Source organism: Curtobacterium sp. BNK-1 (genome assembly GCF_048685235.1).
GTDB lineage: Bacteria > Pseudomonadota > Gammaproteobacteria > Enterobacterales > Enterobacteriaceae > Pantoea > Pantoea agglomerans.
Map to the genome: position 1 here is coordinate 3,547,637 of NZ_JBLQTJ010000001.1, position 25,108 is coordinate 3,572,744.

The 25,108-nt window shown below is 55.1% G+C and carries 24 protein-coding genes; 9 read left to right on the plus strand and 15 right to left on the minus strand.

Features of this window, described 5'->3' with window-relative positions:
• Nucleotides 1-11: 11 nt before the first annotated feature.
• On the minus strand, nt 12-689 hold the full coding sequence (locus tag ACMGGP_RS16815) for an SDR family oxidoreductase (RefSeq protein WP_033780951.1): 678 nt from the start codon (nt 687-689) through the stop codon (nt 12-14).
• A 228-nt stretch (nt 690-917) separates the two neighbouring features.
• Between ACMGGP_RS16815 and ACMGGP_RS16820 the strand changes: the two genes are divergently transcribed.
• On the plus strand, nt 918-1,937 hold the full coding sequence (locus ACMGGP_RS16820; protein WP_498798654.1) for a LacI family DNA-binding transcriptional regulator: 1,020 nt from the start codon (nt 918-920) through the stop codon (nt 1,935-1,937).
• 343 nt (nt 1,938-2,280) lie between these two features.
• Nucleotides 2,281-3,363, plus strand: coding sequence for a type I restriction endonuclease (locus ACMGGP_RS16825; protein WP_010671510.1), 1,083 nt, complete (start codon nt 2,281-2,283; stop codon nt 3,361-3,363).
• A gap of 32 nt (nt 3,364-3,395) precedes the next feature.
• Here the strand turns inward: ACMGGP_RS16825 and ACMGGP_RS16830 are convergent, their stop codons facing one another.
• On the minus strand, nt 3,396-4,223 hold the full coding sequence (locus ACMGGP_RS16830; RefSeq protein ID WP_010253387.1) for a hypothetical protein: 828 nt from the start codon (nt 4,221-4,223) through the stop codon (nt 3,396-3,398).
• A 1-nt stretch (nt 4,224) separates the two neighbouring features.
• Nucleotides 4,225-4,422 carry a hypothetical protein gene (locus tag ACMGGP_RS16835; protein WP_010253388.1) on the minus strand — a complete coding sequence of 66 codons (198 nt, stop codon included), beginning with the start codon at nt 4,420-4,422 and terminating at the stop codon, nt 4,225-4,227.
• A 292-nt stretch (nt 4,423-4,714) separates the two neighbouring features.
• Between ACMGGP_RS16835 and ACMGGP_RS16840 the strand changes: the two genes are divergently transcribed.
• The gene (locus ACMGGP_RS16840) at nt 4,715-5,701 is read left to right on the plus strand and encodes an aldo/keto reductase (protein WP_192073264.1); all 987 of its coding nucleotides are present in this window, start codon (nt 4,715-4,717) and stop codon (nt 5,699-5,701) included.
• Nucleotides 5,702-5,706: 5 nt separating this feature from the next.
• On the opposite strand, the gene ACMGGP_RS16845 is transcribed toward ACMGGP_RS16840, so the two are convergent.
• A complete protein-coding gene (locus tag ACMGGP_RS16845) occupies nt 5,707-6,942 on the minus strand; it encodes a BaiN/RdsA family NAD(P)/FAD-dependent oxidoreductase (RefSeq protein ID WP_498798655.1) in 1,236 nt (411 codons plus the stop codon).
• A gap of 165 nt (nt 6,943-7,107) precedes the next feature.
• Between ACMGGP_RS16845 and pitA the strand changes: the two genes are divergently transcribed.
• A complete protein-coding gene (gene pitA, locus ACMGGP_RS16850; protein ID WP_029519451.1) occupies nt 7,108-8,637 on the plus strand; it encodes an inorganic phosphate transporter PitA in 1,530 nt (509 codons plus the stop codon).
• A 37-nt stretch (nt 8,638-8,674) separates the two neighbouring features.
• On the opposite strand, the gene uspB is transcribed toward pitA, so the two are convergent.
• Nucleotides 8,675-9,010, minus strand: a complete 336-nt coding sequence (gene uspB, locus ACMGGP_RS16855; RefSeq protein ID WP_010253393.1) for a universal stress protein UspB — start codon at nt 9,008-9,010, stop codon at nt 8,675-8,677.
• A gap of 416 nt (nt 9,011-9,426) precedes the next feature.
• Here uspB and uspA point away from each other — a divergent pair, with 416 nt between their 5' ends.
• The gene (gene uspA, locus ACMGGP_RS16860; protein WP_010253396.1) at nt 9,427-9,864 is read left to right on the plus strand and encodes a universal stress protein UspA; all 438 of its coding nucleotides are present in this window, start codon (nt 9,427-9,429) and stop codon (nt 9,862-9,864) included.
• 50 nt (nt 9,865-9,914) lie between these two features.
• Here the strand turns inward: uspA and rsmJ are convergent, their stop codons facing one another.
• The 3 genes from rsmJ to ACMGGP_RS16875 form a co-directional block, all read right to left on the minus strand.
• Nucleotides 9,915-10,661, minus strand: a complete 747-nt coding sequence (gene rsmJ / locus ACMGGP_RS16865; protein WP_010253398.1) for a 16S rRNA (guanine(1516)-N(2))-methyltransferase RsmJ — start codon at nt 10,659-10,661, stop codon at nt 9,915-9,917.
• A gap of 8 nt (nt 10,662-10,669) precedes the next feature.
• Nucleotides 10,670-12,712, minus strand: a complete 2,043-nt coding sequence (gene prlC, locus ACMGGP_RS16870) for an oligopeptidase A (RefSeq protein ID WP_010253402.1) — start codon at nt 12,710-12,712, stop codon at nt 10,670-10,672.
• Nucleotides 12,713-12,862: 150 nt separating this feature from the next.
• Nucleotides 12,863-13,030, minus strand: a complete 168-nt coding sequence (locus tag ACMGGP_RS16875; protein ID WP_156311573.1) for a hypothetical protein — start codon at nt 13,028-13,030, stop codon at nt 12,863-12,865.
• 112 nt (nt 13,031-13,142) lie between these two features.
• Here ACMGGP_RS16875 and ACMGGP_RS16880 point away from each other — a divergent pair, with 112 nt between their 5' ends.
• Both ACMGGP_RS16880 and ACMGGP_RS16885 read left to right on the plus strand, forming a co-directional pair.
• Nucleotides 13,143-13,985 (plus strand): 23S rRNA (adenine(2030)-N(6))-methyltransferase RlmJ, encoded by an 843-nt coding sequence (locus ACMGGP_RS16880; protein ID WP_008926315.1) that lies wholly within the window; start codon nt 13,143-13,145, stop codon nt 13,983-13,985.
• A gap of 6 nt (nt 13,986-13,991) precedes the next feature.
• Nucleotides 13,992-14,864: a CPBP family intramembrane glutamic endopeptidase gene (locus ACMGGP_RS16885; protein WP_498798656.1), complete on the plus strand. Its 873-nt coding sequence runs from the start codon at nt 13,992-13,994 to the stop codon at nt 14,862-14,864.
• Here the strand turns inward: ACMGGP_RS16885 and rnz are convergent.
• On the minus strand, nt 14,861-15,772 hold the full coding sequence (gene rnz, locus ACMGGP_RS16890; protein WP_061901959.1) for a ribonuclease Z: 912 nt from the start codon (nt 15,770-15,772) through the stop codon (nt 14,861-14,863). The two genes, ACMGGP_RS16885 and rnz, sit on opposite strands and share 4 nt — an antisense overlap.
• A 128-nt stretch (nt 15,773-15,900) precedes the next feature.
• Between rnz and gorA the strand changes: the two genes are divergently transcribed.
• Nucleotides 15,901-17,253 (plus strand): glutathione-disulfide reductase, encoded by a 1,353-nt coding sequence (gorA, locus tag ACMGGP_RS16895; RefSeq protein WP_033767995.1) that lies wholly within the window; start codon nt 15,901-15,903, stop codon nt 17,251-17,253.
• A gap of 284 nt (nt 17,254-17,537) precedes the next feature.
• On the opposite strand, the gene ACMGGP_RS16900 is transcribed toward gorA, so the two are convergent.
• The 5 genes from ACMGGP_RS16900 to ACMGGP_RS16920 form a co-directional block, all read right to left on the minus strand.
• On the minus strand, nt 17,538-17,930 hold the full coding sequence (locus tag ACMGGP_RS16900; RefSeq protein WP_244641247.1) for a winged helix-turn-helix domain-containing protein: 393 nt from the start codon (nt 17,928-17,930) through the stop codon (nt 17,538-17,540).
• 1,110 nt (nt 17,931-19,040) lie between these two features.
• On the minus strand, nt 19,041-19,937 hold the full coding sequence (locus tag ACMGGP_RS16905; protein WP_022623984.1) for an alpha/beta hydrolase: 897 nt from the start codon (nt 19,935-19,937) through the stop codon (nt 19,041-19,043).
• Nucleotides 19,938-20,504: 567 nt separating this feature from the next.
• Entirely contained in the window at nt 20,505-20,849 is a 345-nt protein-coding gene (locus ACMGGP_RS16910; protein WP_022623982.1) for a hypothetical protein, read from the minus strand.
• 22 nt (nt 20,850-20,871) lie between these two features.
• A complete protein-coding gene (locus ACMGGP_RS16915; protein WP_201499933.1) occupies nt 20,872-22,218 on the minus strand; it encodes a cation:proton antiporter in 1,347 nt (448 codons plus the stop codon).
• Between the two features lie 61 nt (nt 22,219-22,279).
• Nucleotides 22,280-23,482, minus strand: coding sequence for an MFS transporter (locus ACMGGP_RS16920; RefSeq protein ID WP_010253427.1), 1,203 nt, complete (start codon nt 23,480-23,482; stop codon nt 22,280-22,282).
• 93 nt (nt 23,483-23,575) lie between these two features.
• Between ACMGGP_RS16920 and ACMGGP_RS16925 the strand changes: the two genes are divergently transcribed.
• Nucleotides 23,576-24,544 (plus strand): LysR family transcriptional regulator, encoded by a 969-nt coding sequence (locus ACMGGP_RS16925; protein WP_062759567.1) that lies wholly within the window; start codon nt 23,576-23,578, stop codon nt 24,542-24,544.
• Nucleotides 24,545-24,578: 34 nt separating this feature from the next.
• Here ACMGGP_RS16925 and ACMGGP_RS16930 read toward each other — a convergent pair whose 3' ends face one another.
• A complete protein-coding gene (locus tag ACMGGP_RS16930) occupies nt 24,579-25,082 on the minus strand; it encodes a TIGR00645 family protein (protein ID WP_010253431.1) in 504 nt (167 codons plus the stop codon).
• Nucleotides 25,083-25,108 lie beyond the last annotated feature (26 nt).

Sequence of the window (25,108 nt, forward strand, 5' to 3'; positions counted from 1 at the left end):
CCCGCTTCAGCCTACCACTGCAGTTGCTGGCCGGCGTAATCGACATAGTGATGACCACCGCGACCGCGCCACTGGATCAGCTGCTGGACGATACCGGCGGCACTCTCTTCTGCCGTCAGGGGCGCACTCTCGCCGCCCATATCCGTTTTCACCCAGCCGGGATGCAGCGTCAGCAGCGTCCCGCTCTGCGCTTCCACTGCCGGAGTCAGCGTGCGGCTCAGCATATTCAGTGCGGCTTTGCTGGCCGAGTAAATCGGCATCTGCGCCTCCGGATTTTCATTCAGGCTGCCGAGCTGAGATGAGGTCAGCGCCAGCACGCCTTCCTGTTTCAGCAGCGGCAACAGGATCTCTGCGCTGCGAACAGGGGCTATCGCATTGGTCAGGAACAGCTGCGCCAGCGCCTGATCGTCACTCTGCGACACTTTCTGGTGCGCAGGCCCGGAAATTCCGGCGTTAATCAGAATCGCATCGAACGACTTGCCACTGAGCTGACTGGCAAACTGTTGAACCGCTGATGAGTGAGTCATATCCAGCGAATGCCAGTGAATGTCTGGCCGGTTACCCTGCTCCGGGATGCCACTACGATGCGTGGCCGTGACCTGCCAGCCCTCATCGGCAAAGGCCTGCGCCACCGCCAGACCGATACCGCGTGAAGCACCAATAATCAGAACCTCTTTTTGCTGAGCCATATTCATTCCTCGTTGATTGTCTCGTCACAAGCTTAACGGTAAATCTGCCCAGGCAGCGGCCAGTTGTGCTTTTTAGCCAGACGACCGCACTGCAGGTAAAACCCCACGGCGTAGCGCTGTTGATGGTTTTCCATCATTAAATCGCTTTATCTTTTACTTTTAACCGGTTAGAAGAGATAAACAGTCTGACAGGCAGTAGTCAATTTGCCATTTTCGCATGGAGTCTGAATGAAAAAGCTCACCTTAGAGGTGGTGGCAAAAATGGCAGGCGTCGGGATTGCGACGGTCGATCGGGTGCTGAATGAGCGCGGCGGCGTCTCCCTGGAGACCAGCCGTAAAGTCCTGAAAGCCGCACGCGAAGTGGGGCTGAAGCGTCTGCTGCCAGAGGAGTACCAGCATCCGTGGCAGATTGAGGTGTTCCTCAGCAATAACGGCTCATCCTTTTTTCAGCAGCTCACCACCCATTTCAGCGAGGTCGCCAGTCAGCTTGGCTATCGCCGCGTGAAACTACACAAAACCCTGGTGGCCGAAGCGCAGCCTGAGCAGCTGGCGCAAAGCATTATCGCCCGCAGCAGCACCCGCGACGGCATCATTGTTTTTGCGCATGACTCGCCGCCCATCTATCGGGCACTGGCGCTGTGCCGCAGCCGCAATGTGCCGGTGATCACCATCGTCACCGATCTGCCCGATGCCGACCGCTTGTGTCATGTTGGTATCGACCAGTATCAGGCGGGACGCACAGCCGGACTGCTGATGAGTAAGACAGTGAATCAGCCCGGCGACATTCTGATGGTCAGTGGCCGTTTTGATTACCGCGCCCATCGTCAGCGCATCGCGGGATTTCGTGAGGCCATGGAGCAGCGCGCGCCGCAGCGTCATCTGCGTGAAGTGCTGTCGGGTCAGGATCAGCGGGAAACCATTCGCAGTGAACTGGCTCGCCATCTGCGTCCGTCGCAGGCGATTGCAGGGGTCTATAACACCGGGATGGGGAATAGTGATGTCAGCGACACCCTGCGCGCCCACCAGTTGCTGGGTAAATGCACCTACATCACCCATGAGCTTTATGATGTCACCCGCCAGCTACTGCTGAACGATGAAGTGGCCTTTACCCTGGATCAGCATGCTCAGCAGCATGCCCGTTTAGCGATTGATCTGATGCTGAGTCATCTCGAAACCGGCTATCAGCCGGATGTCTATCAGGCGGGCAAAGTGGCCTTTCGGCTGTTTACGGCGGAAAATATGGTGTGAGGTGGGCCATATTCAGGGGAGTGATCGCCTGATAACCGAGTCAGCGTTGTCTGGCGAATACGTGATGTGGCTGGTTAAAATTCAAAATCAGCCTTTTAAAGTGAATTTTTTTGAAAAAAAACCTTTCTAAACGATCACGAAATAGCCAATTACCTTTTTTTCTGATAATTTTTTCTTACTTTATCCTGAATTGAAGGAACAATTCAAAATGGTGCCAATCAATTAACCAATTGATTGGCATCGTAAAAATATAAAAAACGACCTCTTGCATTCCGGAAGCTTCATTACCTCAGCTAATGAAGTTAAACACTATGGCTAAGAAGAACTAAAAACAGGGTGAGCTATGGATATTTTCAATAACCTCAATGGTCTTTCCGCTAAGATTCAGCAGCAAGCAGCAATTATTCAGACAGAAGAAGCCACTAAAAGCGCGTTTGTTATGCCCTTCATCAGTCAGATACTGGGATATGATGTATTTGACCCGACTGAAGTCATACCTGAATTCATTTGTGATGTCGGCACAAAAAAAGGTGAGAAGATTGATTACGCCATTTCTAAAGGCGGAGAGATTCAGATCCTGATTGAATGCAAAAAGATTGGCGAACCGTTAAATGTTAAACACGCTTCGCAACTCTTCCGTTACTTCCATGTGACTAACGCGCGAATTTCCATTTTAACAAATGGCCAGCTCTATAAATTTTTTACCGATCTGGATGCGCCGAACAAAATGGATGAAAAGCCATTTTTAGAACTGGATTTGCTGGATATTGATGAACACGTGGTTCCAGAGCTGGTTAAGCTCACCAAAAGTGCTTTTGATGTTGATTCGATTGTCAGTGCAGCTGGTGAACTTAAATTTATCAGCCAGATAAAGAAGATGATTTCCAGTCAGTTCAGTGAACCCGATGAAGACTTCGTTAAACTTTTTGCCTCACGTGTATATGACGGCATACTCACGCAGAAAGTCAGAGAGCAATTCTCTGTACTGACTAAAAAAGCTGCTACTCAGTGGCTAAATGATCAGGTGAATGAAAGACTCAAATCCGCGATCAGCGGTGGAGCGATGGTTTCGCCACAACCTAATAACGAGGATTCGGCAAAAAGCAGCAGTGACAAGAACGAGGCTGAAAGCGGCATGATTGTCACTACAGAAATGGAGATAGAAGGGTTTCACATCATAAAATCAATAATCCGAAAAGTTATTGAACCTCAGCGTATCACTTTCCGGGATACTCAAAGTTATCTTGGTATTTTAATCGATGACAACAATCGTAAGCCAATTTGTCGACTTCACTTCAATCGCAGTCAGCTATATATCGGGATGTTTGATGGCGAGAAAAAAGAGACTCGCCATCCGATTACATCACTCAACGATATCTACAACTTCACAGATCTGTTAAGGGATGCAGCTAAGCAATATTGTTGATAGCCAGGAGCCAGGATGCTGTCCTGGCTCAATTAACCCGCGGCATCCCGGCTTTTATCGTCCGGGCTGTCCGCATCGTCATTACCCTGGCTCTTCTCCACTTCCTGCGGATGTCCCATCGAAAGCGCAGCCGCACTGGCCGGGTCGAACAGCGACAGACTCTCAATCTGGTCAACCATGATCACTTTACGGAACGACATCGCATCTTTGGGTTTCGAGTCGAGCGTGATGTCGTGCTCGGCGTACCACTTGCTGTAGTTATGTTCCACCGCCAGCTTCAGCGTCTTGCTGTCGCGATATCCGCTCAGCATCGGGATCAGCACGATATTTTTGGTGCTCTCATATTCAAAAGTCGAAGCATGGATCATGCCGATGTAAATGCGGCGCGACTTCATTGTAATCCACGCCAGTTCGCCCTCTTCCATGCACTGAAATAACAGTTGCTCCACACCATTAGAGCGTGACAGCTGCTGATAGAGGTCTTTACGACCGGAGACGTTCAGTCGTGCACTGCCTGCCCAGTTTGAGCGGTAAAGGCAGAGAAGAATGGCAAAGGTGAGCATGATCACCACGGGAGCCTGGATGCCCAGGAAACTCCAGTTCATAAACTCCACCTGCCACTTCAGGTGGACGCCGGGGATCATCTGGACGGCGTTGGCGATGCCGGAGATACAGAGCAGCACCAGCCAGATGATACCGGTCGCAAACACACCCTGCAGGACGAAAATACAACCGTAAAGCGCGACCAGGAAATAGACATCCCAGCCCGACGAACGACGGATTTTAAAGCGGCTGTTCAAATCACGGCTGGTGTACCAGTAACCACTGACCATCAACACCATAAATATTGCGGTACCCACCTCACACTCCCTTTAACGTATTCACGTGGCGGGCAAAATCTTCATGGACTTCCTCGCTCAGCGTGTTGACCGAGATATTGCCGTTTTCATCAATAATGATGCGCTCACCTTCAGCGATCGAGTCGTTGATATCCTGACGGGTCATGATCTGCAGAAACTTATCCGGACTGGCAAAGACCGACTTAACAAATTTAAACATAGCGATCCACTTGTTGGCCTTAAAATTGAAGTATGTGACCGAATCCACACTCTCGCCTGTTTAATTTCGGGTGAAATTTCTTAAAATCAATTAATTAGCGAAGCGGTAGTCACCTTGCCCATGCCGTTTTCCGCTGAAATCTTCAACGTAACCAGCAGCATGGCGTAGCAGCATCGTATTTTTACCGTGCAGGTCTGCAACGACGTCACATCGCCTCTCTGCCAGGAAGCGCTAAGCTCATTGGTTAGCCGCTTTCTGTCACCCTGTCTGAAACGCATCGAGGAATGTTTGCATGAAACTACGAACACTGGGCCGTACCGGTCAGCGCGTCTCCGAAATTGGCTTTGGCGCATGGGCCATTGGCGGAACCTGGGGGGAAGTGAGCATGGAGGATGCCAAAGCCGCGCTGAATGCTGCGCTGGATGCGGGCATTACCTTTATTGATACCGCCGATGTCTATGGCGATGGCCGTTCCGAAAAAATCATCGCAGAGGTGCTGAATCAGCGCGGCGGTGAACGTCCGTTTGTCGCCACCAAGCTGGGGCGTCGCCTCTCGCCACATGTGGCTGAAGGTTACAATGCTGAAAACCTCAACGCCTTTATTGACCGTTCACGCGAGAACCTGCAAACCGACACGCTGGATTTAGTGCAGCTGCATTGCCCGCCGACCGAGGTCTACTACAACCCGGACGTCTTTGCGGTGATGGATGAGATGGTCGCTGCCGGAAAAATCCGTCACTACGGTGTCTCCGTTGAGAAAGTTGAAGAAGGTCTGAAGGCGCTGGAGTTTCCAAACGTCTCGTCAATTCAGCTGATCTACAACATTTTCCGCCAGCGTCCGGCTGAACTGCTGCTGCGTGAAGCGAAACGCCGTGATGTGGCGATCATCGCCCGTGTGCCGCTGGCGTCGGGCCTGCTGACCGGCAAAATGCGTGCCGACAGTGTGTTTGCCGCTGACGACCACCGCACCTTTAACCGTAATGGCGAAGCGTTCGATAAGGGCGAGACCTTTTCCGGCGTGCCTTATGAAGTGGCGCTGGAGGCAGTTGAAGAGATTCGCCGCTTTGTCACTGGCGGCACCACCATGGCGATGTTTGCCCTGCGCTGGATCCTGATGAACGAAGATGTCAGCGTGGTGATCCCTGGCGCGAAAAACCGCGAACAGGCTGAAGCCAATGCCCGCGCCAGCGATGTCGGTGCGCTCTCTGCAGATACCATGGCGGCGCTGAAGCAGATCTACCAAGAGAAGATCGCGCCTCACGTGCATCAGCGCTGGTAAGCGCCTTACAACGCCTGGGCGCAGGCCCAGGCGGAACTCCACGCCCACTGGAAGTTATAGCCGCCCAGCCAGCCGGTGACATCAGCCACTTCACCAATAAAGTAAAGTCCCGGCACCGCACGCGCCTCCATCGTTTTCGAGGAGAGCTGTGTGGTATCCACGCCGCCCAGTGTCACTTCAGCAGTTCGATATCCCTCGGTACCGTTTGGCTGAATGCGCCAGGCGTGCAGCGTCTGCGCCAGCTCGGTTTGCTGTTTGCTGTTAAGTTGCTTCAGAGTGATATCCGGCACCACCTTCAGCGCCTGTAATACTTCCACCAGACGCTTCGGCAGGATTTTCGCCAGGCTGTTCTTCAGGCTGAGATTCGGGTGTGCTTCACGCTGCGCCGTCAGAAACGCCTCAAGCGGCGTGGCAGGCGACAGATCGATAGTGACGAATTCTCCGGGTAGCCAGTAGCTGGAGATTTGTAACACCGCCGGGCCGGAAAGACCGCGGTGGGTAAACAGCATCGCCTCTTTGAAGCGGGTGCCATCCTGCGCATCGATAGTGGTCTCCAGCGCGACGCCTGACAGCGTCTGCAACTGCTCCAGCAGCGGTTTGTGCAGGGTAAAGGGCACCAGCGCCGCCCGCGTCGGGAAGACGCTCAGCCCGAACTGCTCCGCTATTTTATAGCCAAACGGCGTGGCGCCCAGGCCTGGCATCGACAGACCGCCGCTGGCGATGACCAGCTTCTCCGCCTGAACCGTGCTGCCGTTAAGTTGCAGGGTATAGCAGCTTTCATCGCGCGCCACGCTGAGCACTTCACTGCGCAGCCGCAGGGTGACATTGCCCTTGTCACATTCGGCCAGCAGCAGATCGACAATCTGCTGGGCGGAGTCGTCGCAGAAGAGCTGGCCCAGGGTTTTCTCGTGCCAGGCGATGCCGTGGCGATTAACCAGATCGATAAAATCCCACTGGGTATAACGCGCCAGCGCCGATTTACAGAAATGAGGATTGTGCGACAGATACGCCGCCGGTTCGGTGTAGAGATTAGTGAAGTTGCAGCGGCCACCGCCAGACATCAGAATTTTACGTCCCGGCTTTTTGCCGTTATCCAGCAGTAACACGCGGCGTCCCCGCTGCCCGGCCTGGGCGGCGCAGAACAGCCCTGCGGCACCGGCACCAATGATGATAACGTCAAACTGTTCCACTACGACTCGCTCACTTAACTGGAAAGGCGCAGATTGTAGTGATCTGCTCACTGAGACGCCAGCGTCAAAAAAATGCCGCAAATGTGTCATATTGTATCTGTCTAATATCTAACCCTTTTTCTCTGAGTTACCCTTACGCCTTACATCGAAAGGTTAAATTAGCGCTATATTTTCCTTTCCCATACAGCACGTTGTCGCGGATAATGCGCCGCGTTCATGTCCTCCAAAAATGGCGTAACGTTTATGCTACATCTGTTTGCTGGTCTAGACCTCAGTACTAGCCTGTTATTGGTTCTTGCCCTGCTGTTTGTATTGTTTTACGAAGCGATCAACGGTTTCCACGACACGGCCAACGCAGTTGCGACGGTCATCTATACGCGTGCCATGCGTGCCCAGCTTGCTGTGGTCATGGCGGGTGTATTTAACTTCCTTGGCGTGCTGCTCGGTGGATTGAGTGTCGCTTACGCTATTGTTCATATGCTTCCCACCGATCTGTTGTTAAACGTTGGATCGGCTCACGGTCTCGCCATGGTGTTTTCTATGCTACTGGCGGCGATTATCTGGAACCTCGGCACCTGGTATCTCGGTCTGCCAGCCTCCAGCTCCCATACGCTGATCGGCGCCATTATCGGTATCGGTCTGACCAACGCCCTGATGAGCGGAACCTCGGTGGTTGATGCGCTCAACATCCCGAAAGTGCTGAACATCTTCCTTTCTCTGATCCTGTCGCCGATTGTCGGCCTGGTGATGGCGGGCGGCTTAATCTTTATACTGCGTCGCTACTGGAGCAATACCAAAAAGCGTGCGCGTATTCATATGACGCCTGCTGACCGTGAGAAGATCGACGGCAAGAAAAAACCGCCGTTCTGGACCCGTATCGCCCTGATTGTTTCGGCAATTGGCGTGAGTTACTCCCACGGTGCGAATGACGGTCAGAAAGGGATCGGCCTGATCATGCTGGTCCTGATTGGCGTGGCACCTGCCGGTTTCGTGGTGAATATGAATGCCTCCGGTTACGACATCACGCGAACCCGCGATGCAGTCAATCACCTGGAGCAGTATTATCAGCAGCATAACGCCTCGCTGACCCATATCATCCAGATGGCACCGCCTAAGCTGCCAACGCCGGAAGAAGTGCCAGCAACCAGCCCGCAGGAGTTCCACTGTGACAGCGCGCGCGCATTACAGGCGGTACAGGGTGCGCAGGTGTTGCTGAATAACCTGCAGAGCTACGATCAGCTGACGGTTGATCAGCGCGGTCAGATGCGTCGTCTGCTGCTGTGTATCTCCGATACCGCCGATAAAGCGGCTCGTCTGCAGGAAACCTCGCCAGATGACAAACGCTTCCTCAATAAGCTGAAAAGCGACCTGCTTGGCACCATCGAGTATGCGCCTATCTGGATTATTGTGGCCGTCGCGCTGGCGCTGGGCATCGGCACCATGATTGGCTGGCGTCGTGTTGCTACCACCATTGGTGAGAAGATTGGTAAAAAAGGCATGACCTATGCGCAGGGAATGTCAGCACAGGTGACAGCAGCGCTGTCGATTGGTGTCGCCAGCTATACCGGCATGCCCGTCTCCACCACGCATATCCTCTCTTCATCGGTTGCCGGTACCATGCTGGTCGACGGTGGCGGGCTGCAGAGCCGGACCATCAAGAACATCGCCATGGCGTGGATCTTCACCCTGCCGGTCTGTATTCTGCTGTCAGGTTCGCTCTACTGGATTGCCTTAAAACTGGTGTGATGCCAGCAAAAAAAAGGGCGACGCAGGTCGCCCTTTTTTAATGCCAGATCGCCAGCGCCACCAGACTGATGACCACCAGTCCGCACAGCGCACTGGTCAGCATAAACTGCCCCCGCACCCGCTCGCAGCGCCGGATAAACTCATCGTCATGATGATCGAGATAGCGCTTTGCCCAGATATAAGTGACCAGCCGCACCTGCTTGCTCGGCTGGCCATGAGAGGTGAAAAAACCCGCCCCATCGACATACTGATACAGCAGCGGATCACAACCGCGTAAGACCGCCAGCAGAGCGCGCAGGGATGAAAAATAGCGCGCCATATTCACGATACACACCACGCAAAGCGCCCAAAAAAGCGCAATAGTGCTGATCATATTCTCCCCCTCCCGGCTGGAATCGCAGCAACAGGCCCAGCGTCAGACACTGAGTCCACCTGCAGAAATAACCAGCCACTGAATCACCGGACTGCGAAAGTTTTTCGACCCCCTGAGCGGTTGCGAATCGGACCGCCTTTTTTCAGTGTAGGAGAAATCTTTACATTTTTTCCAACGATGATTTTCGTTCAGCGCGAGTAAATCTGGCATAGCCTTGATCTTATTCATAAGCCAGGCGGCAACGGCAGCATTTACAGTGGGAGAAGGCTATACTGAGGACATAACAACATCATCACCTGCAATGCAGGTAGACACTTTGGTGGCGCTCATCGCCCGCTCGCGCAAGGGATTTCGCTAAGCTGTGACGCGGCAGGAACACCGGATGCCATCCTTAACCTCGTGAAAGGAGTTTTATCATGGCTTATAAACATATCCTGATTGCAGTAGACCTTTCTCCCGAAAGCCAGTTGCTGGTGGATAAGGCCGTCTCACTGGCTCGTCCGTACGATGCCAGAATTTCCCTGATTCACGTTGATGTCAATTACTCCGACCTCTACACCGGCCTGATTGATGTCAACTTAGGGGACATGCAGAAGCGTATCTCTGAAGAGACGCATGCGGCGCTGAAAGGGTTGTCAGATGCGGCGGGCTACCCGATCAGTGAGACGCTGAGCGGCAGTGGCGACCTCGGCCAGGTACTGGTTGACGCGATCAGAAAATATGACGTTGACCTTGTAGTATGTGGTCATCATCAGGATTTCTGGAGCAAGCTGATGTCCTCAGCCCGTCAGCTGATCAACACCGTGCATATCGACATGCTGATTGTGCCGCTGCGCGATGAAGACGAGGCGTAATTTCGCCGTATAAATGATTAAAGCCGGCGCAGAGCCGGCTTTTTTATGCTTTAAAGCGGTGGGTAAATATCAAAGCGATGGCTTTTGGTCACCACGGCCGCCTGCGTCACAATACCCGCCAGCGGCGGGGCGTAGTCTGGCCGTTTAACCACGATGCGTTTCTTCGCCAGCCGGCGAGCGGGTTCCAGTAATGCGTCAGCATCTTCATCCGGCCCCACCAGCGACTGAAACACCCGCATCTCCTTTTTCACCAGCGCACTTTTCTGGCGATGGGGATACATCGGATCGAGATAGACCACATCCGGCGGCGGCGTGATATCTCCCAGCGCCTGCGCGCTGGCCGCATGAATCAGCGTCAGACGATCGCGCAGCCAGGGGCCAATTTCCGCATCCTGATACCCGCGCTGCAATCCATCTTCCAGCAGCGCAGCGACAACAGGATGGCGCTCCAGCATTCGCACCCGGCAGCCCAGCGCCGCCAGCACAAATGCATCACGTCCCAGCCCGGCGGTGGCATCGACCACATCCGGCAGATAACCGCCTTTGATGCCGACCGCTTTGGCGACGGCTTCGCCGCGTCCACCGCCGAAGCGACGGCGATGGGCCATCGCGCCAGTGACGAAATCAACAAAAATGCCGCCCAGCTTTGGCTCATCACGCTTGCGCAGTTCAAGGTGCGTCGGGGTCTGCACCAGCGCCAGCAGTGCGTCTTCATCGTGCTCCAGCTGCCAGCGCTGCGCTAAACGTGATAAGGCGCCGTCTCCGGCGCCTGATTCATCGAGCAAACAGATTTTCACGAACCGACTTATCCCTGAATGCCGTAATGTTCCAGCATCGCATCGAGCTTCGGTTCACGGCCACGGAAGCGTTTGAACAGTTCCATCGGCTCTTCAGAACCGCCACGCGTCAGGATGTTATCCAGGAATGACTGACCGGTTTCACGGTTGAAGATGCCCTCTTCCTCGAAGCGGGAGTAAGCATCCGCCGCCAGCACGTCTGCCCACAGATAGCTGTAGTAACCCGCCGCATAGCCACCCGCAAAGATGTGGCTGAAAGCGTGCGGGAAACGGCCCCATTCCGGACCCGGAACCACTGCTACGCGGCTTTTCACTTCGCGCAGGGTTTCCAGAATCTGTGCGCCTTTCTCCGGATTAAACTCGGTATGCAGACGGAAATCGAACAGGCCGAACTCCAGCTGACGCAGGATAAACAGCGCAGCCTGATAGTTCTTCGCCGCCAGCATTTTATCCAGCAGCTCTTTCGGCAGCGGTTCGCCGGTTTCAAAGTGGCCCGAGATAAAGGCCAGCGCATCCGGTTCCCAGCACCAGTTCTCCATGAACTGGCTTGGCAGTTCGACTGCATCCCATGGCACACCGCTGATACCGGAGACGCCAGGCGCTTCGATACGGGTCAGCATGTGATGCAGGCCGTGACCAAACTCATGGAACAGGGTGATCACTTCATCATGGGTGAACAGCGCAGGTTTGCCTTTCACCGGACGGTTAAAGTTACAGGTCAGGTAGGCAACCGGCTTCTGCAGGCTGCCATCGGCTTTACGCATCTGGCCGACGCAGTCATCCATCCAGGCACCGCCACGTTTATGTTCGCGGGCGTAGAGATCGAGATAGAAGCTGCCGCGCAGTTCGCCGGTTTCATCGAACAGATCGAAGAACTTCACGTCAGGATGGTAAACCTCAACGTCGTTACGCTGCTTCGCCGTGATGCCGTAAATGCGTTTCACCACTTCAAACAGACCGGCGACCGCACGCTCTTCCGGGAAGTAAGGGCGCAGTTGCTCATCGCTGATGGTGTAGAGATGCTGCTTCTGCTTTTCACCGTAATAGGTGAGATCCCACGGATTAAGCTCGGTCACGCCGTGCTCTTTACGGGCAAAGGCGCGCAGCTGCTCCAGCTCTTTTTCACCCTGCGGACGGGCGCGTTCCGCGAGGTCATTAAGGAAGTCGATTACCTGGGACGGGCTTTGCGCCATTTTGGTCGCCAGCGATTTATCGGCGTAGGAGTCGAAGCCCAGCAGCTGTGCCAGCTCGTGACGCAGCGCCAGCTCTTCCGCCATGATTGGGCCGTTATCCCACTTACCGGCGTTCGGACCCTGATCGGAGGCGCGCGTCGCATAGGCGCGATACATCTCTTCACGCAGCGCAGCGTTGTCGCAGTAGGTCATGACCGGCAGATAACTTGGGATATCCAGCGTCAGCAGCCAGCCTTCCTGCTCTTTGGCTTCAGCCTGTGCTTTAGCCGCCGCCAGCGCGCTTTCCGGCATACCGGCCAGCTCGCTTTCATCGGTAATCAGCTTGCTCCAGCCCATGGTGGCATCGAGCACATTGTTGCTGTAAGCCGAACCCAGCTCAGAGAGGCGCGCGGCGATTTCGCCGTAGCGCTGCTGTTTATCTTTTGGCAGGCCGATGCCGGAGAGTTCGAAATCACGCAGGGCATTATCGACCGCTTTCTTCTGCGCCAGATCCAGTGCAGCGTACTGATCGCCCTCTTTCAGGTTGCGATACGCCTGATAGAGCCCTTCATGCTGACCAACCCAGGTGCTGTATTCAGAGAGCAGCGGCAGCGTCTGCTCATAGGCTTCACGCAGCTCCGGGCTGTTTTTCACCGCATTAAGGTGGCTGACCGGTGAGAAGATACGGCTCAGGCGATCGTCGGTTTCCGCCAGCGGCTGAACCAGATTATCCCAGGTATACGGCGCACCCTGCGCCACGACTTTTTCGACTTCTGCGCGACAGTGGCTCAGCACTTCCGTCACGGCAGGCACCACATGTTCAGGCTTAATGGCAGAAAAAGGGGGTAGCGTAAAAGATGTCAGTAGCGGATTGGTCATAGCGCAGTCCTTTATAGATGTATGGGGCGCAGCGGGTCGCGCAACGCAATCTAAGTAACATGCGGCTTAGTGTAGCGAAAATCAATGGCAGCCAGGATGAGGTGGGGAAGAAACGCGCGAATAGCAGCACGGAAGATGCACGCTTTTATCTCATGCACGTAATGCTGGCTGGCGCGTCGGGGAGGATTTGCGGTCGCTTTCCGTGACTGCGTGCCGGGAACCACACGCCCCGCCCTGAGCGGCTCGCGGTAATCCCGATTTGTTATCACGCTTCTGGCCCATCAACAGGTCATCCCTGATATAATCGCGGATTCTCATGCTTTTCCTGCGTCGGTTGCTGTGCGTCGTTCTGTGGGTAATACGTGAGGTAATAATTGGTATAAATTGATTTTCCATCAATTAAAACCTTATACATTCAACAGGATAAACAATGCTGAGTTATCGCCATAGCTTCCATGCTGGCAACCACGCCGACGTGCTGAAGCACACCGTTCTGAGCCTGATCATCACGGCGCTGAAAGAGAAAGAGAAACCGTTTTTCTACCTGGATACCCATGCGGGCGCAGGCCGTTATCAGCTTAGCGGCGAGCACGCCGAGCGTACCGGTGAATATCTGGAAGGCATCTCACGTATCTGGCAGCAGCCCGATGCGCCGGAATTGCTGCAACCCTATTTTGATGCGATTCGTGCGCTGAACCGCAGCGGCACGCTGCGCTACTATCCGGGTTCGCCGCTAATTGCCCGCCATCTGCTGCGTGAAGATGACAAACTGCAACTCACTGAGTTGCACTCCAGCGACTATCCGCTGCTGCGTAACGAATTCAGCAAAGACAACCGTGCCCGCGTCGATCGTGCCGACGGTTATCAGCAGTTAAAATCGAAACTGCCACCGCCGTCACGTCGCGGTCTGGTGCTGATCGATCCGCCGTATGAGATGAAAAGCGACTACCAGGCAGTGGTGAAAGGGATTCAGGAAGGCCATAAACGTTTTGGCACCGGCGTCTTTGCGTTGTGGTATCCGGTGGTTTTACGCCAGCAGATCAAACATATGCTGCGCGACCTGGAAGCGACCGGCATTCGCAATATTCTGCAAATCGAACTGGCGGCCCGTCCGGACAGCGATCAGCGCGGCATGACCGCCTCCGGCATGATCGTGATTAACCCGCCGTGGAAGCTGGCCCAGCAGATGAATACCCTGCTGCCGTGGCTGCACCAGAAACTGGTTCCGACGGGTACCGGCCACTACGCGGTTAACCAGATCGTACCCGAATAACTCTCTTTGTCTTCTACGCCGCTCACTACCGGTGCGGCGGCGTTGTACCAGGTCTTTACCATGTGGATCATACTGGCTGGCGCGCTGGCCGCGCTGCAACCGGCCCGACGGCTGGCATTATTATTACTGGCGCTCACCACACTGCTGGGTTTTTATCAGGACGTGTTAGCGTGGCCGGTGCTGCTGCTGTTTACCGGCACCGCCGCTGTGGTGGCACTCCGTATTTATGACCGTGACCATCATCGACGACAAATAGTGACCGAAGCGCTGCTGGTGCTGATCGCCATCGGGTTGCTCCTCCATCTTTTTCCAGGCTTTAATAATCCCCTTAAGGCAGAGGATGTGCAGGCCGGACCGCACAGCGTGCCTTTCAGCTTCGGGTTTAACTTTGATAAAGCGCTTATTCCTTTTGTACTGCTGGCCTGCCTGCCGACGCTGTTTCGCGCGCCTGCCACGCCACCACGCTATCGGCTACCCGCTGCACTGGCGCTGATCGCGGCCATTCCGCTGCTGCTGTACTGCGCGGTATTATTGGGCGGATTAGCGTTTGAGCAACATACGCCGGAATGGCTGGGCCCATTTATGCTCGCCAACCTGTTCTTTGTTTCGCTGGCGGAAGAGGCCCTGTTTCGTGGCTATCTGCAGCAGCGATTAAAGCAGGTAGTGGGCGGCATCCCGGCGCTGTTACTAAGCGCGCTGCTGTTTGGTCTGGTGCATCTGAGCGGCGGCCTGTTGCTGGTGATCTTCGCCACCCTGGCCGGGCTGTTATATGGGCTGGCGTGGCACTGGAGCGGCCGCTTATGGCTGGCGACCGCCCTGCATTTTGGCCTAAACCTGACCCATCTGCTGTTTTTCACTTATCCCGCACTGCATCATTAGAGGTTAAAAACCGCCAGATCCCAGGCCAGCTCGGTGCAGGGAAAAATCGTCTGGCACTCCGCCAGCAGGCGGTTCATGTCTTTTGCCAGATAGCGTGAACTGAAATGGGTGGCGATCAGCCGTTTTGCCCCGGCGCGTTTTGCCACTTCGGCGGCCTGCAGTGTGGTGGAGTGCCCGCGCCCGTTGGCTTTTTCTACCATCGCGGCCTCCAGCGTGGTTTCATGCACCATCAGGTCAACATTAGCCGCCAGTTGCAGCGCGACCTCAGTAGGTGCCGTATCGCCAAAGATGGCCAGCGTTTTGCCGGGTGTCGCGGGGCCAAGATAGTCAGCACCGTTGATTACCCGCCCATCTTCCAGCGTCACGCATTCACCCTGCTTCAGCTGCTGAAACCACGGGCCGCGTGGCACCCCTTCCGCTTTCAGCCGCGCAGCATCCAGCAGGCCGGGTTTATCATGCTGTTCAATGCGATAGCCAAAACACTCCACCGGATGGCTCAGCGGCCAGGCGCTGATACGAAACTCACCGTCGTCCAGCGTCCAGCCCGCCTCAATCTCAACGATGGTCAGCGGGTAGTCGGTGTAGGAGCCGCTGATCGACAGCGCCGTATCAACAAAGGTTTTTAATCCCCTGGGGCCATAGACCGTCATCGGTGTGGTCAGCCCGGCCATTGACCGGCTGGTGAGTAATCCCGGCAGCCCGAAAATATGATCGCCATGCAGATGGGTGATAAAAATCTTATCCAGCTTGCCCGGTTTGAGGCTGGAGCGCATAAACTGTAATTGTGTGCCTTCCCCGCAGTCGAACAGCCAGGTTTCACCACTCAGCGCACGGGTAAAAGCAATAGACGTGACATTACGTTGCAGGCTGGGAGCACCGCCGCCGGTGCCGAGAAAAGTAAGGTGCATGGTATGCTTCCCTGTAAGCGAGTGAAAAAACAGAACCCTATTACAATCATAGGCGCAAACTTTGCGTCATTTCGACCCGCAGCGTTACACTCAACCCCAATTTTTTATGCAACCGGATGGATACTTCAATGACCCGACATTTCGACTATCTCGCCATTGGCGGCGGCAGTGGCGGCATCGCCTCAATTAACCGTGCGGCTATGTATGGCCAGAAATGTGCCCTGATTGAAGCGAAAGAGCTGGGCGGCACCTGCGTGAACGTGGGCTGCGTGCCGAAGAAAATCATGTGGCATGCCGCGCAAATCGCCGAAGCGATCCATCTCTACGGACCGGATTATGGCTTCGACACCACCGTGAATCGCTTCGACTGGGCCACACTGGTGAAAAACCGCAGCGCCTACATCGATCGCATCCACAACTCCTATGACAACGTGCTGGGTAAAAACAAAGTTGAAGTGATCAAAGGCTTTGCCCGCTTTGTCGATGCGCACAGTGTTGAAGTCAACGGCGAGATTATCACGGCTAACCATATTCTGATCGCCACCGGCGGTCGTCCGGTCCACCCTTCTATACCGGGTGCAGAGTACGGCATTGATTCCGACGGTTTCTTTGAGCTGGACGCGCTGCCAAAACGCACTGCGGTCATCGGCGCAGGCTACATTGCGGTTGAGCTGGCTGGCGTGGTTAACGCGCTGGGATCGGAAACGCACCTGTTCGTCCGTAAACACGCGCCGCTGCGCAGCTTCGATCCGCTGCTTACCGAAACGCTGGTCGAAGTGATGAACAGCGAAGGCCCGGCGCTGCACACCGAATCTATTCCAAAAGCTGTGATTAAAAACGGCGATGGCAGTCTGACGCTGCAGCTGGAAAACGGCAGCGAATATACCGTGGATTGTCTGGTCTGGGCGATTGGCCGTGAGCCCGCCAACGATACCCTGAATATTGACGCCGCTGGCGTCGCACTGGACGATAAGGGCTATATCAAAGTCGATAAATTCCAGAACACCAGTGTGTCAGGCATCTACGCCGTGGGCGACAACACCGGTGCGGTTGAGCTGACGCCGGTTGCGGTCGCGGCGGGCCGTCGTCTCTCTGAGCGTCTGTTTAACAACAAACCGGACGAGCATCTGGATTACAGCAATATTCCGACGGTGGTGTTCAGTCATCCGCCGATTGGTACCGTGGGACTGACCGAGCCGCAGGCACGGGAACAGTATGGTGATGATCAGGTGAAGGTTTATAAATCGTCATTTACCGCCATGTACACTGCGGTAACCCAGCATCGTCAGCCGTGTCGCATGAAGCTGGTCTGTGTGGGTGCAGATGAGAAGATTGTCGGCATTCACGGTATCGGATTCGGCATGGATGAGATGCTGCAGGGCTTCGCCGTGGCACTGAAAATGGGTGCCACCAAGAAAGACTTCGATAACACTGTCGCGATCCACCCAACCGCAGCGGAAGAGTTTGTGACGATGCGTTAATTCCCCGAACAGAATACTATTGCGAAAAACTGGTCATCAGGGCCAGTTTTTTCCTGCAACTGCGCTCAACGAAAATTAATGCGCCCGCTGACGCGAAATGTAAAACCTGCGTTTCTCTTCATATTTTTAACACCCAGCAAGAGCCAGGCTGATTAACAGCGGAAAAACCGAACCGACAGTAATTAAATCCATTTATATATGAAATTATTTAATGACTACCGATTATATTCACAGTCCCGGCCTCCATTTCCACAGGATTATCGTTAGTGAATTTATCTCTATGTTTAATGAATGTTTGAAGTGATACGACTGCTAAATAACCTCTCCACGCTGTCGCCTTTGAGGAGATAGCCTTTCTTCGAAACTCTCAGGATCACATCATCACTTAAACCCAGAAAAAAGAGCTTCGACTTTAAATTAGACATAACCTGCCAGACCCGCTGCGTAGAAGAACTCAGTCCATGTTTATCCCAGACGTTCTCCATAAGTTCCGAATCCGTGACAACATCAATAGTGGCATTTTCAAAAAGATACTCTAATACGTGCGCCATGGTTTTTCTCAGGATGATATCTTCACCATACCCATTCAAACAAATTAGTCGCTTTGTCTTGTGTAAATAAACCACGTTCCCTTCAATAAGATAGCCAATAAAATTTACTTCATTACCCGGTAGCATGAGGTTCTCCAGAACAATGATGAAAACAAGATAATAACTTTTATTCAGGTATTTAAAAAACATCCCTTCATTATTTGTACATTACTTTTTAATCAGCCCTGGCCACGCCTTTCCATTGTTCCTGGTCTGTAATAGCGATGCCTCGATGATCGTCATGCATATAACGCTTTGTTGTGTGTTAAAATCCTGACTATCCACCTCGCCACATCGTTAATAAAAGTAATAATAAATAAGTCTGTTCTGGCGGAGAAGCAGACTGACCTTAATACTCATCCGACAGAATGCAATAAGATGTTGTTGCTTATCATCGCCGACAAGAAAAACTTAAATATTTCTTAGTTAAATCAGAAACCACCGATAAACTGACCAGGATGGATTGCTGTCTGATTTGCCTCATCTTATGCGTAGCCGTTATGAAATCATCTAACGTTAACGAAGACAATAAAGTGGGATTTTTATTTTAGTTCAAAACTTACGGTTTTTATTACGACCATCTGTAGCAGAATCAGCCAAAATAAAGCTTAAAAGAAGAATCGCTTTGGATTGAAAGACGATTGCGTCATCCGAACACGCCCGCTTCAACGCTTTCATTAGTTTTTTTATAATCCATAAGATCTGATATTTCTGGCCAATTTTTGATCTGTATCAACTGGCAATATATCGGTGGAAAAAGCAAAGTAATGGCGGAAAAACAGAAGCAAAAGATATGAGATAGGAATGTTCTTTGCCCGGGAATTAATCAGATCCGTTTGTTTATTAAGATAATTATCAAAGCGTCCTTATTTAGCTATTTTGTACCCTACTAACGGCAAGAGATTGTCATCTTATTGTATACAGAGTCAGAAATAAGCGTGAGTGCCCCTTAGCTCCGTTCTCCCTCGTTAACGTGATAAATAAGAATGAGTTATTAATGCGCCCTGACCTGTCAGCATAGTCCACTGATATCAATATTGAGGGGCTGGGTCTGGCTCTGGATTGGGAGATTTAAGATGGCAGAGGGCGCAGCATTAACCGGGACCGGGACAAAGGGTCACCTTCGATCTGGTGACCTTGCGCCAGGCAGGGTGAGAACGGATCCCCCGGTGCAGTCGCGCACCGCGCCAGTGCAACTCAGCTCACGCGATCCAGCCAGCGAACATAAGCCTGATCCCATAACGCCGCTGGCGTGCCCGCCTTGCCAAGGCCAAAGCCATGCCCGCCTTTGCTGATCTGAATCAGCTCAACCGGCACACGATTACGGCGACAGGTGTCGCGCATCAGCTCGGTGTTAAACGGATTTGAGGTGTGATCGTCCTCGGCCTGCGCCAGAAACGTCGGCGGATATTGCCGGGTTACGTAGTTCTGCACTGACCAGTTCGCCTCATCCTGCGGCGTGGCATTTTTGCCGACCATCATCAGATGGGTATTGGTGTGCTGATAAGGCGCTTCCAGGGTGATGACCGGATAGATCAGACCCACGCTGTCGACTTTGGGCACCACTTCATCCAGCGGATCGATGGCCGGATAGGATTCAAAGTCCGGACGCGCCGCCGCCAGCCCCAGCAGATGCCCACCTGCCGAGAAGCCCAGCACATGCACCTTGCGCTCAAAGGATCGCACCAGCCGGATGGCACGCTGCGCATCCTGCAGCGGTGCCAGCCGCCCCGCCTGCCACTTCTCATGCGGCAGCCGGTAGCTGAGCACATAGGCGGTATAGCCATTGGCATTGAGCCAGCGCGCGACCGGCCAGGCTTCGCGTCCCATGCCGATCCAGCGATAACCGCCACCCGCTGCAATTAATACCGCTTCGCCATTGGGATTTTCAGGTTTAAAGCGCTGAATCGCCGGGCTGACGATATTTGACCAGGAACCGGTGCTGTTAATATGCAACTGGCCCGATGGGCCGCCGCCGCCGGGCGGATCGTCCGGCCAGAGGGGAATAATGTCATCGCGGGCAAATATTTTGCCAGTGGTCATGGAGAGCCCGAGCGCTCCCGTGCCGAGAATAAAGCGTCGACGCGTAATCATAATGCCTGTTATGTGATACCAGAAGAGTGAGCAAACCGTTGCGGCAGGCTGCAGTAGAATCAACAGATGCAAGTCGGGTGCCATGGCTGGCGATTATGTACGCAATGGCCCCTGAAAAGCCATAAAAAAACGCGCCCGGCAGGCGTAATGCTGATCAGTTAAGCGACAGGTGATAACGCAGTCTGGTGCCGGGCTGCTCTGAAGCTTAAGTGCATGTTGACAGAAAGGGCACGAGAGTGGAGGCCTGAGCGCCTCTGCTGCTGAAAGGGCTATCCGCAGCGCTGAGGCGTGACGGTGGGCCAGAAGTCCACGCCGGGAAGCGTGGACAGGTCGGGGCCGGCCAGGGAGGGCCGATCCCCGAACGGTTCGTCGGCACGACGTCAAAGCCGAAGGTACCGCGTGAGCGGCGCGAGGACGGCCCGGCAGCAGCAGAGGTGCGCTGGCCCGCACTGCGGCTCGCTCGCCCGGAAAAAAAGCTGCCACGTTTGACCGTGACAGCCTTTACAAATTTAATCTTAACTGATCAGTATTAGCCCGGCAGGCGCGTTTTTATTTAATCCGATGCGGTTAATCTTCCTGCTGGAACTGCGCCATCACGGCCTGCTCACACTGCTGTTCGTTAACGCGCAGTTTGGCACGCTCATCATCACCCAGCTGCAGCCAGGCACTGGCCACTTCACGCGCGGACTCTTCATCAAACTCGGGCTGATTCATCGCCGATGACGACTGACTGCGCGCCACGGTCGATTTCATCTGGTCGACATATTGATCCGCGCTGGCGACCTTTTTCTCGCCGCTGACAATGTGGCACAGCTGACTGGCATAAACATTCTGCTCAGTGTCAGCCTCGTCCGCCGCCAGCGCGCTGCCGGTGGCGAGCATGCTCAGCAACACTATCTGAGTTACTTTCATTCTTAACTCCTGTTGGTTCGGGTTAAACCTTGCGCTGAAGGGCTTCAAGGCGTTTCTGACGCCAGTTCAGCAGCGGCGTCACGGTGGTGCCGTGGACCACCACGCTGCAGACCACCAGCGTTAACGCCATGTTAGTCATAATTTCCATCTGCGGGCCTTCCATACCGTGCGTCCAGGCATAGGCGATGTAGTTCAGACTGCCAATCCCGCGGATGCCCAGCCAGCCAATCAGCAGACGCTGCCCCAGCGGCAGTCCGGCGCGCAGCGTCACCAGCCAGACGGCCAGTGGCCGCACCACCACAAACAGCACCAAGCCGATCAGCACGCCGTAGATGTTCCAGTGCTGCGCCAGTGTGACGCCCAGCACCACCATCATGCCAGCCGCCAGTAAACGTTCAATAGTATCGCCAAAAGAGAGGGCGTCGCCTACCACAAACCCTATCGACTTCACCATATTGTTGTCGCCCTGATGCGCCAGGCGTTTGTTAGGGTTCACCAGTGCTTCAGAGGGCAGCACGCGCTCGTCGTCAGAGAGATCGTCCGGCTGATGGCGACGGAATACGCCCATCTCAGCACGGCGTAATCCCAGCCCGGCGGCGAAGGCAGCCAGGAAGCCGGAGGCACCCAGCCACTCCACCAGTGAATAACTCAGCGCAATCAGCGCCAGCGCCAGGAAATCATTGGGCGCCACATCGCCATTGGCATTGCGTAGTCGGGTCGCCAGCAGGCCAATCAACTGCCCCAGCACAAAACCGATGATCAGACCGCCGCCAATTGCCCAGAGCACCTCGACCGCACCCCAGTGCCCCAGCATCGCCACGCTCAGGCTTTCGCCATTAAACAGCAGCAGCGCCAGCATCAGCAACGGCAGCGCGGAACCATCATTCATACCCGCTTCGCTGGAGATCGCCACGCGCAGCGAGTCATCATCCTGCGCATCGTTGACCGAGATTAAGCTCGCCAGCACCGGATCGGTTGGCGCGACAATGGCACCAAACGCCAGTGCAATCGGCCAGTCTAATCCCACCAGGAAGTGCGACAGCAGGGTCATCGCGGCCACGGTCAGCAGCATGGCGGGAAAAGCCAGTTTCAGCCCGGTGTGCCAGCAGTTATTTTGCAGCGGCTGACGCAGCTTGAGGCCGGTGATGAACAGCGAGGCAGCCATGGTGATTTCAGTGATGTGCGCCACGGCTTCGGAATGGGTAACAATATCGATGTGGATAACATCAAATCCCCACGGGCCGCACAGCATGCCCGCGATAAGGAACAGACCAAATGAGGTGACTGGCCCCCGGTGAATCCAACCGGAAGCCAGCGACATCAGCAGCAAGAGGCCGCCCGTCGCTGCTGTCCAGGCTAAAAAGTTCATAACACTCCAGATTATTTCGGGTTTATGAATAAGCCTGGCACATTTTTTGACGGGCGAGGTGTCAGTTTTTCAGGTGTCGACTGGCGAAGCGAACCGCCAGCGCGGCGGCACCGGCTAAGGTCGAGAGCGCAACCACGCCATTCCAGCCCCAGTGTGCCAGTGCCAGACTTCCCAGCGCCGCACCGGTGGCCATACCGATAAACACCACGGTAAACAGCAGCGCATTCAGGCGACTGCGCGCTTCAGGCGCCAGGCCATAGACCAGCGTCTGATGCGCCACCAGCGTGGCCTGCACCCCTAAATCGAAGCCGATGGTGCAGAGGACAATCAGCGCCAGCTGGGCTGGCATTGGCAGCAGCGGCAGCAGAAACATCAGGGCAAAGGAGATCGTTACCAGCGCGGCGCCAGCCTGCGTGACCCTTGCCGGACCGATGCGGTCAGCAAAACTGCCCGCCAGCGGTGCCGCCATGGCACCCGCCGCACCGGCTAAACCAAATGCCCCGGCCACGGCACTGTCCAGATGAAAGCGGTCGCTGAGCATTAACGCCAGCGTCGACCAGAAGGCGCTAAAACCCACTGACAGCAGCCCCTGAGCCAGTGCGGCACGACGCAGCGTCTGATGGTGACGCCACAGGTGCACCAGCGACAGCAACAGGCGCGGATAGCTCACCGAGGTGCCTGGCGCGAAACGCGGCAGTACCCGCCACAGCGTCAGCGTTATCAGCAGCACCGCCAGCGCAGCAATCATATACATGGTGCGCCAGCCGAAATACTCTGCCACCACCCCGCTGACCACCCGCGACAGCAGGATGCCCACCAGCAGCCCGGTCATCACCGTGCCGACTGTTTTACCCCGACTGCGTTCCGGCGCCAGCGCCGCCGAAGCGGGCACAATATCCTGCGCCACGGTGGCGGTCAGGCCGGTGATAAAACTGGCAATCAGCAGCGCGCTGAGTCCACCGGAAAAACCACACAGCAGCAGCGCCGCCACCAGCATTAAGCCTTTGATAAAGATAATGGTGCGCCGGTCATGACGATCGCCCAGCGGAGCCAGCAGCAGGATGCCCAGCGCATAGCCGGCCTGGGTCAGCATCGGCACCATGCCGACCGCGCCGATGCCAGCGTTAAACTGCTTGCTGATGATATCCAGCATCGGCTGGCTGTAGTAGATCGACGCGACGCTGAGTCCGGCACCGGCGGCCAGGGTAAACACCAGCGGCGCAGAGAGCGGTTCATTTTGAGTCTGGGTCTGTATGGCTGACATGCTGTAATCCTCATCATTTCGTCCTGCCATTAAAGCGCATTGCGGTTATACGCGGTAGACTGACATCAGGCAAAACCGTTATACATGGTGCGTATGAACAATCCTAACAGCAGTGATCGCATCGATCTGATGCAGACTTTTATCCGTATTGTGGAGAGCGGCAGCTTATCCGCCGCCGCCGCGCAGCTCGGCACGACACAACCCACCGTCAGCCGACGACTGCAGAGCCTGGAGCAGCGGCTGGGCCTCAAGCTTATCCTGCGCACCACCCATGCGCTGAAGCTTACCGATGATGGCGAGCGCTGCTACGCCCAGGCGCGGCAGCTGCTGGCGACCTGGCATGCGCTGGAAGATGAGCTGACCGGGGCCAGCGATGACCCGGTCGGTACGCTGCGGGTTCGCGCCCCACACGCCTTTGGTCAGGATCAGCTGATCGCCCCGCTGGTGGACTATCTGCACCGCTACCCCCGGCTCAATATTGAGTGGATGCTGAATGACCGCACGCCCGACTTTATGGCAGAGAATGTGGACTGCGCCATTCAGGTCGGTGCGCCAACCGATCCTTCGGTGGTGGCGATACTGCTGGCAGAAGTGCCACGTATTGTGGTGGCCGCCCCGCACCTGCTGGCGCAGCAGCCGCCGATAGAGCGGGTTGAACAGCTGCGCGACCTGCCGTGGCTGGCACTGACCAGTTTTTACCGTAACGAAGTGGCGTTGCAGAAGATTGACGATGGCCAGCCGGTGAACCTGGCGATTACGCCCCGGCTGAGCAGCGACAGTTTATATGCGGTGCGCAAAGCGGCACTGGCTGGGATGGGAGCCGCGATCGTCTCGTCCTGGGCGGTGCAGGAAGATCTGGCGGATGGCGGCCTGGTTCAGCTGATGCCTGCGTGGCAGGCACCGCCGCTGCCGGTGTGGCTGACCTATCCCTGGGCGAGTTACTACCCGGCCAGGCTGCAACACTTTTTTGCCATGATCAAAGAGGTGATGCCGCAGCTGGCGGGCACGCGTCCGGCCTCACAGCCAGCGGGTCGTTCAGGGGGAGCAGAGCGGAAAGGGTAAAGCAGGCGCCCGCCTCAGCGGGCCGCCAGAGAGGTTACTTCGGTTTTTTATCGCTGCGCGACATCTGATCCAGCCAGCCCATCACAAAGGCGGAGAGCACAAAGGTCAGGTGGATAATCACGTACCACATCAGCTTGTCGTTTTCGACGTTGCGCGCTTCCATAAACACCCGCAGCAGGTGAATCGAGGAGATGGCGACAATGGAGGCGGCGACTTTGTTTTTCAGCGAGCCGGAGTCCATCTTGCCCAGCCAGCTCAGCTTCTCTTTATCTTCGTCGATATCGAGCTTAGAGATGAAGTTCTCATAACCCGACAGCATCACCATCACCAGCAGGCCGCCAACCAGCGTCATATCCACCAGCGACAGCAGCAGCAGGATCAGATCGTTTTCCGCAATGCTGAAAATGTTGGGCAGCAGGTGGAAAATTTCCTGGAAAAATTTAATGGTCAGCGCCAGCAATCCCAGCGAAAGTCCAATGTAAACCGGGGCCAGCAACCAGCGCGATGCATACATCAGGTTTTCGGTAAAACGTTCCATACAATCCCACGAATAATCAAACAGGT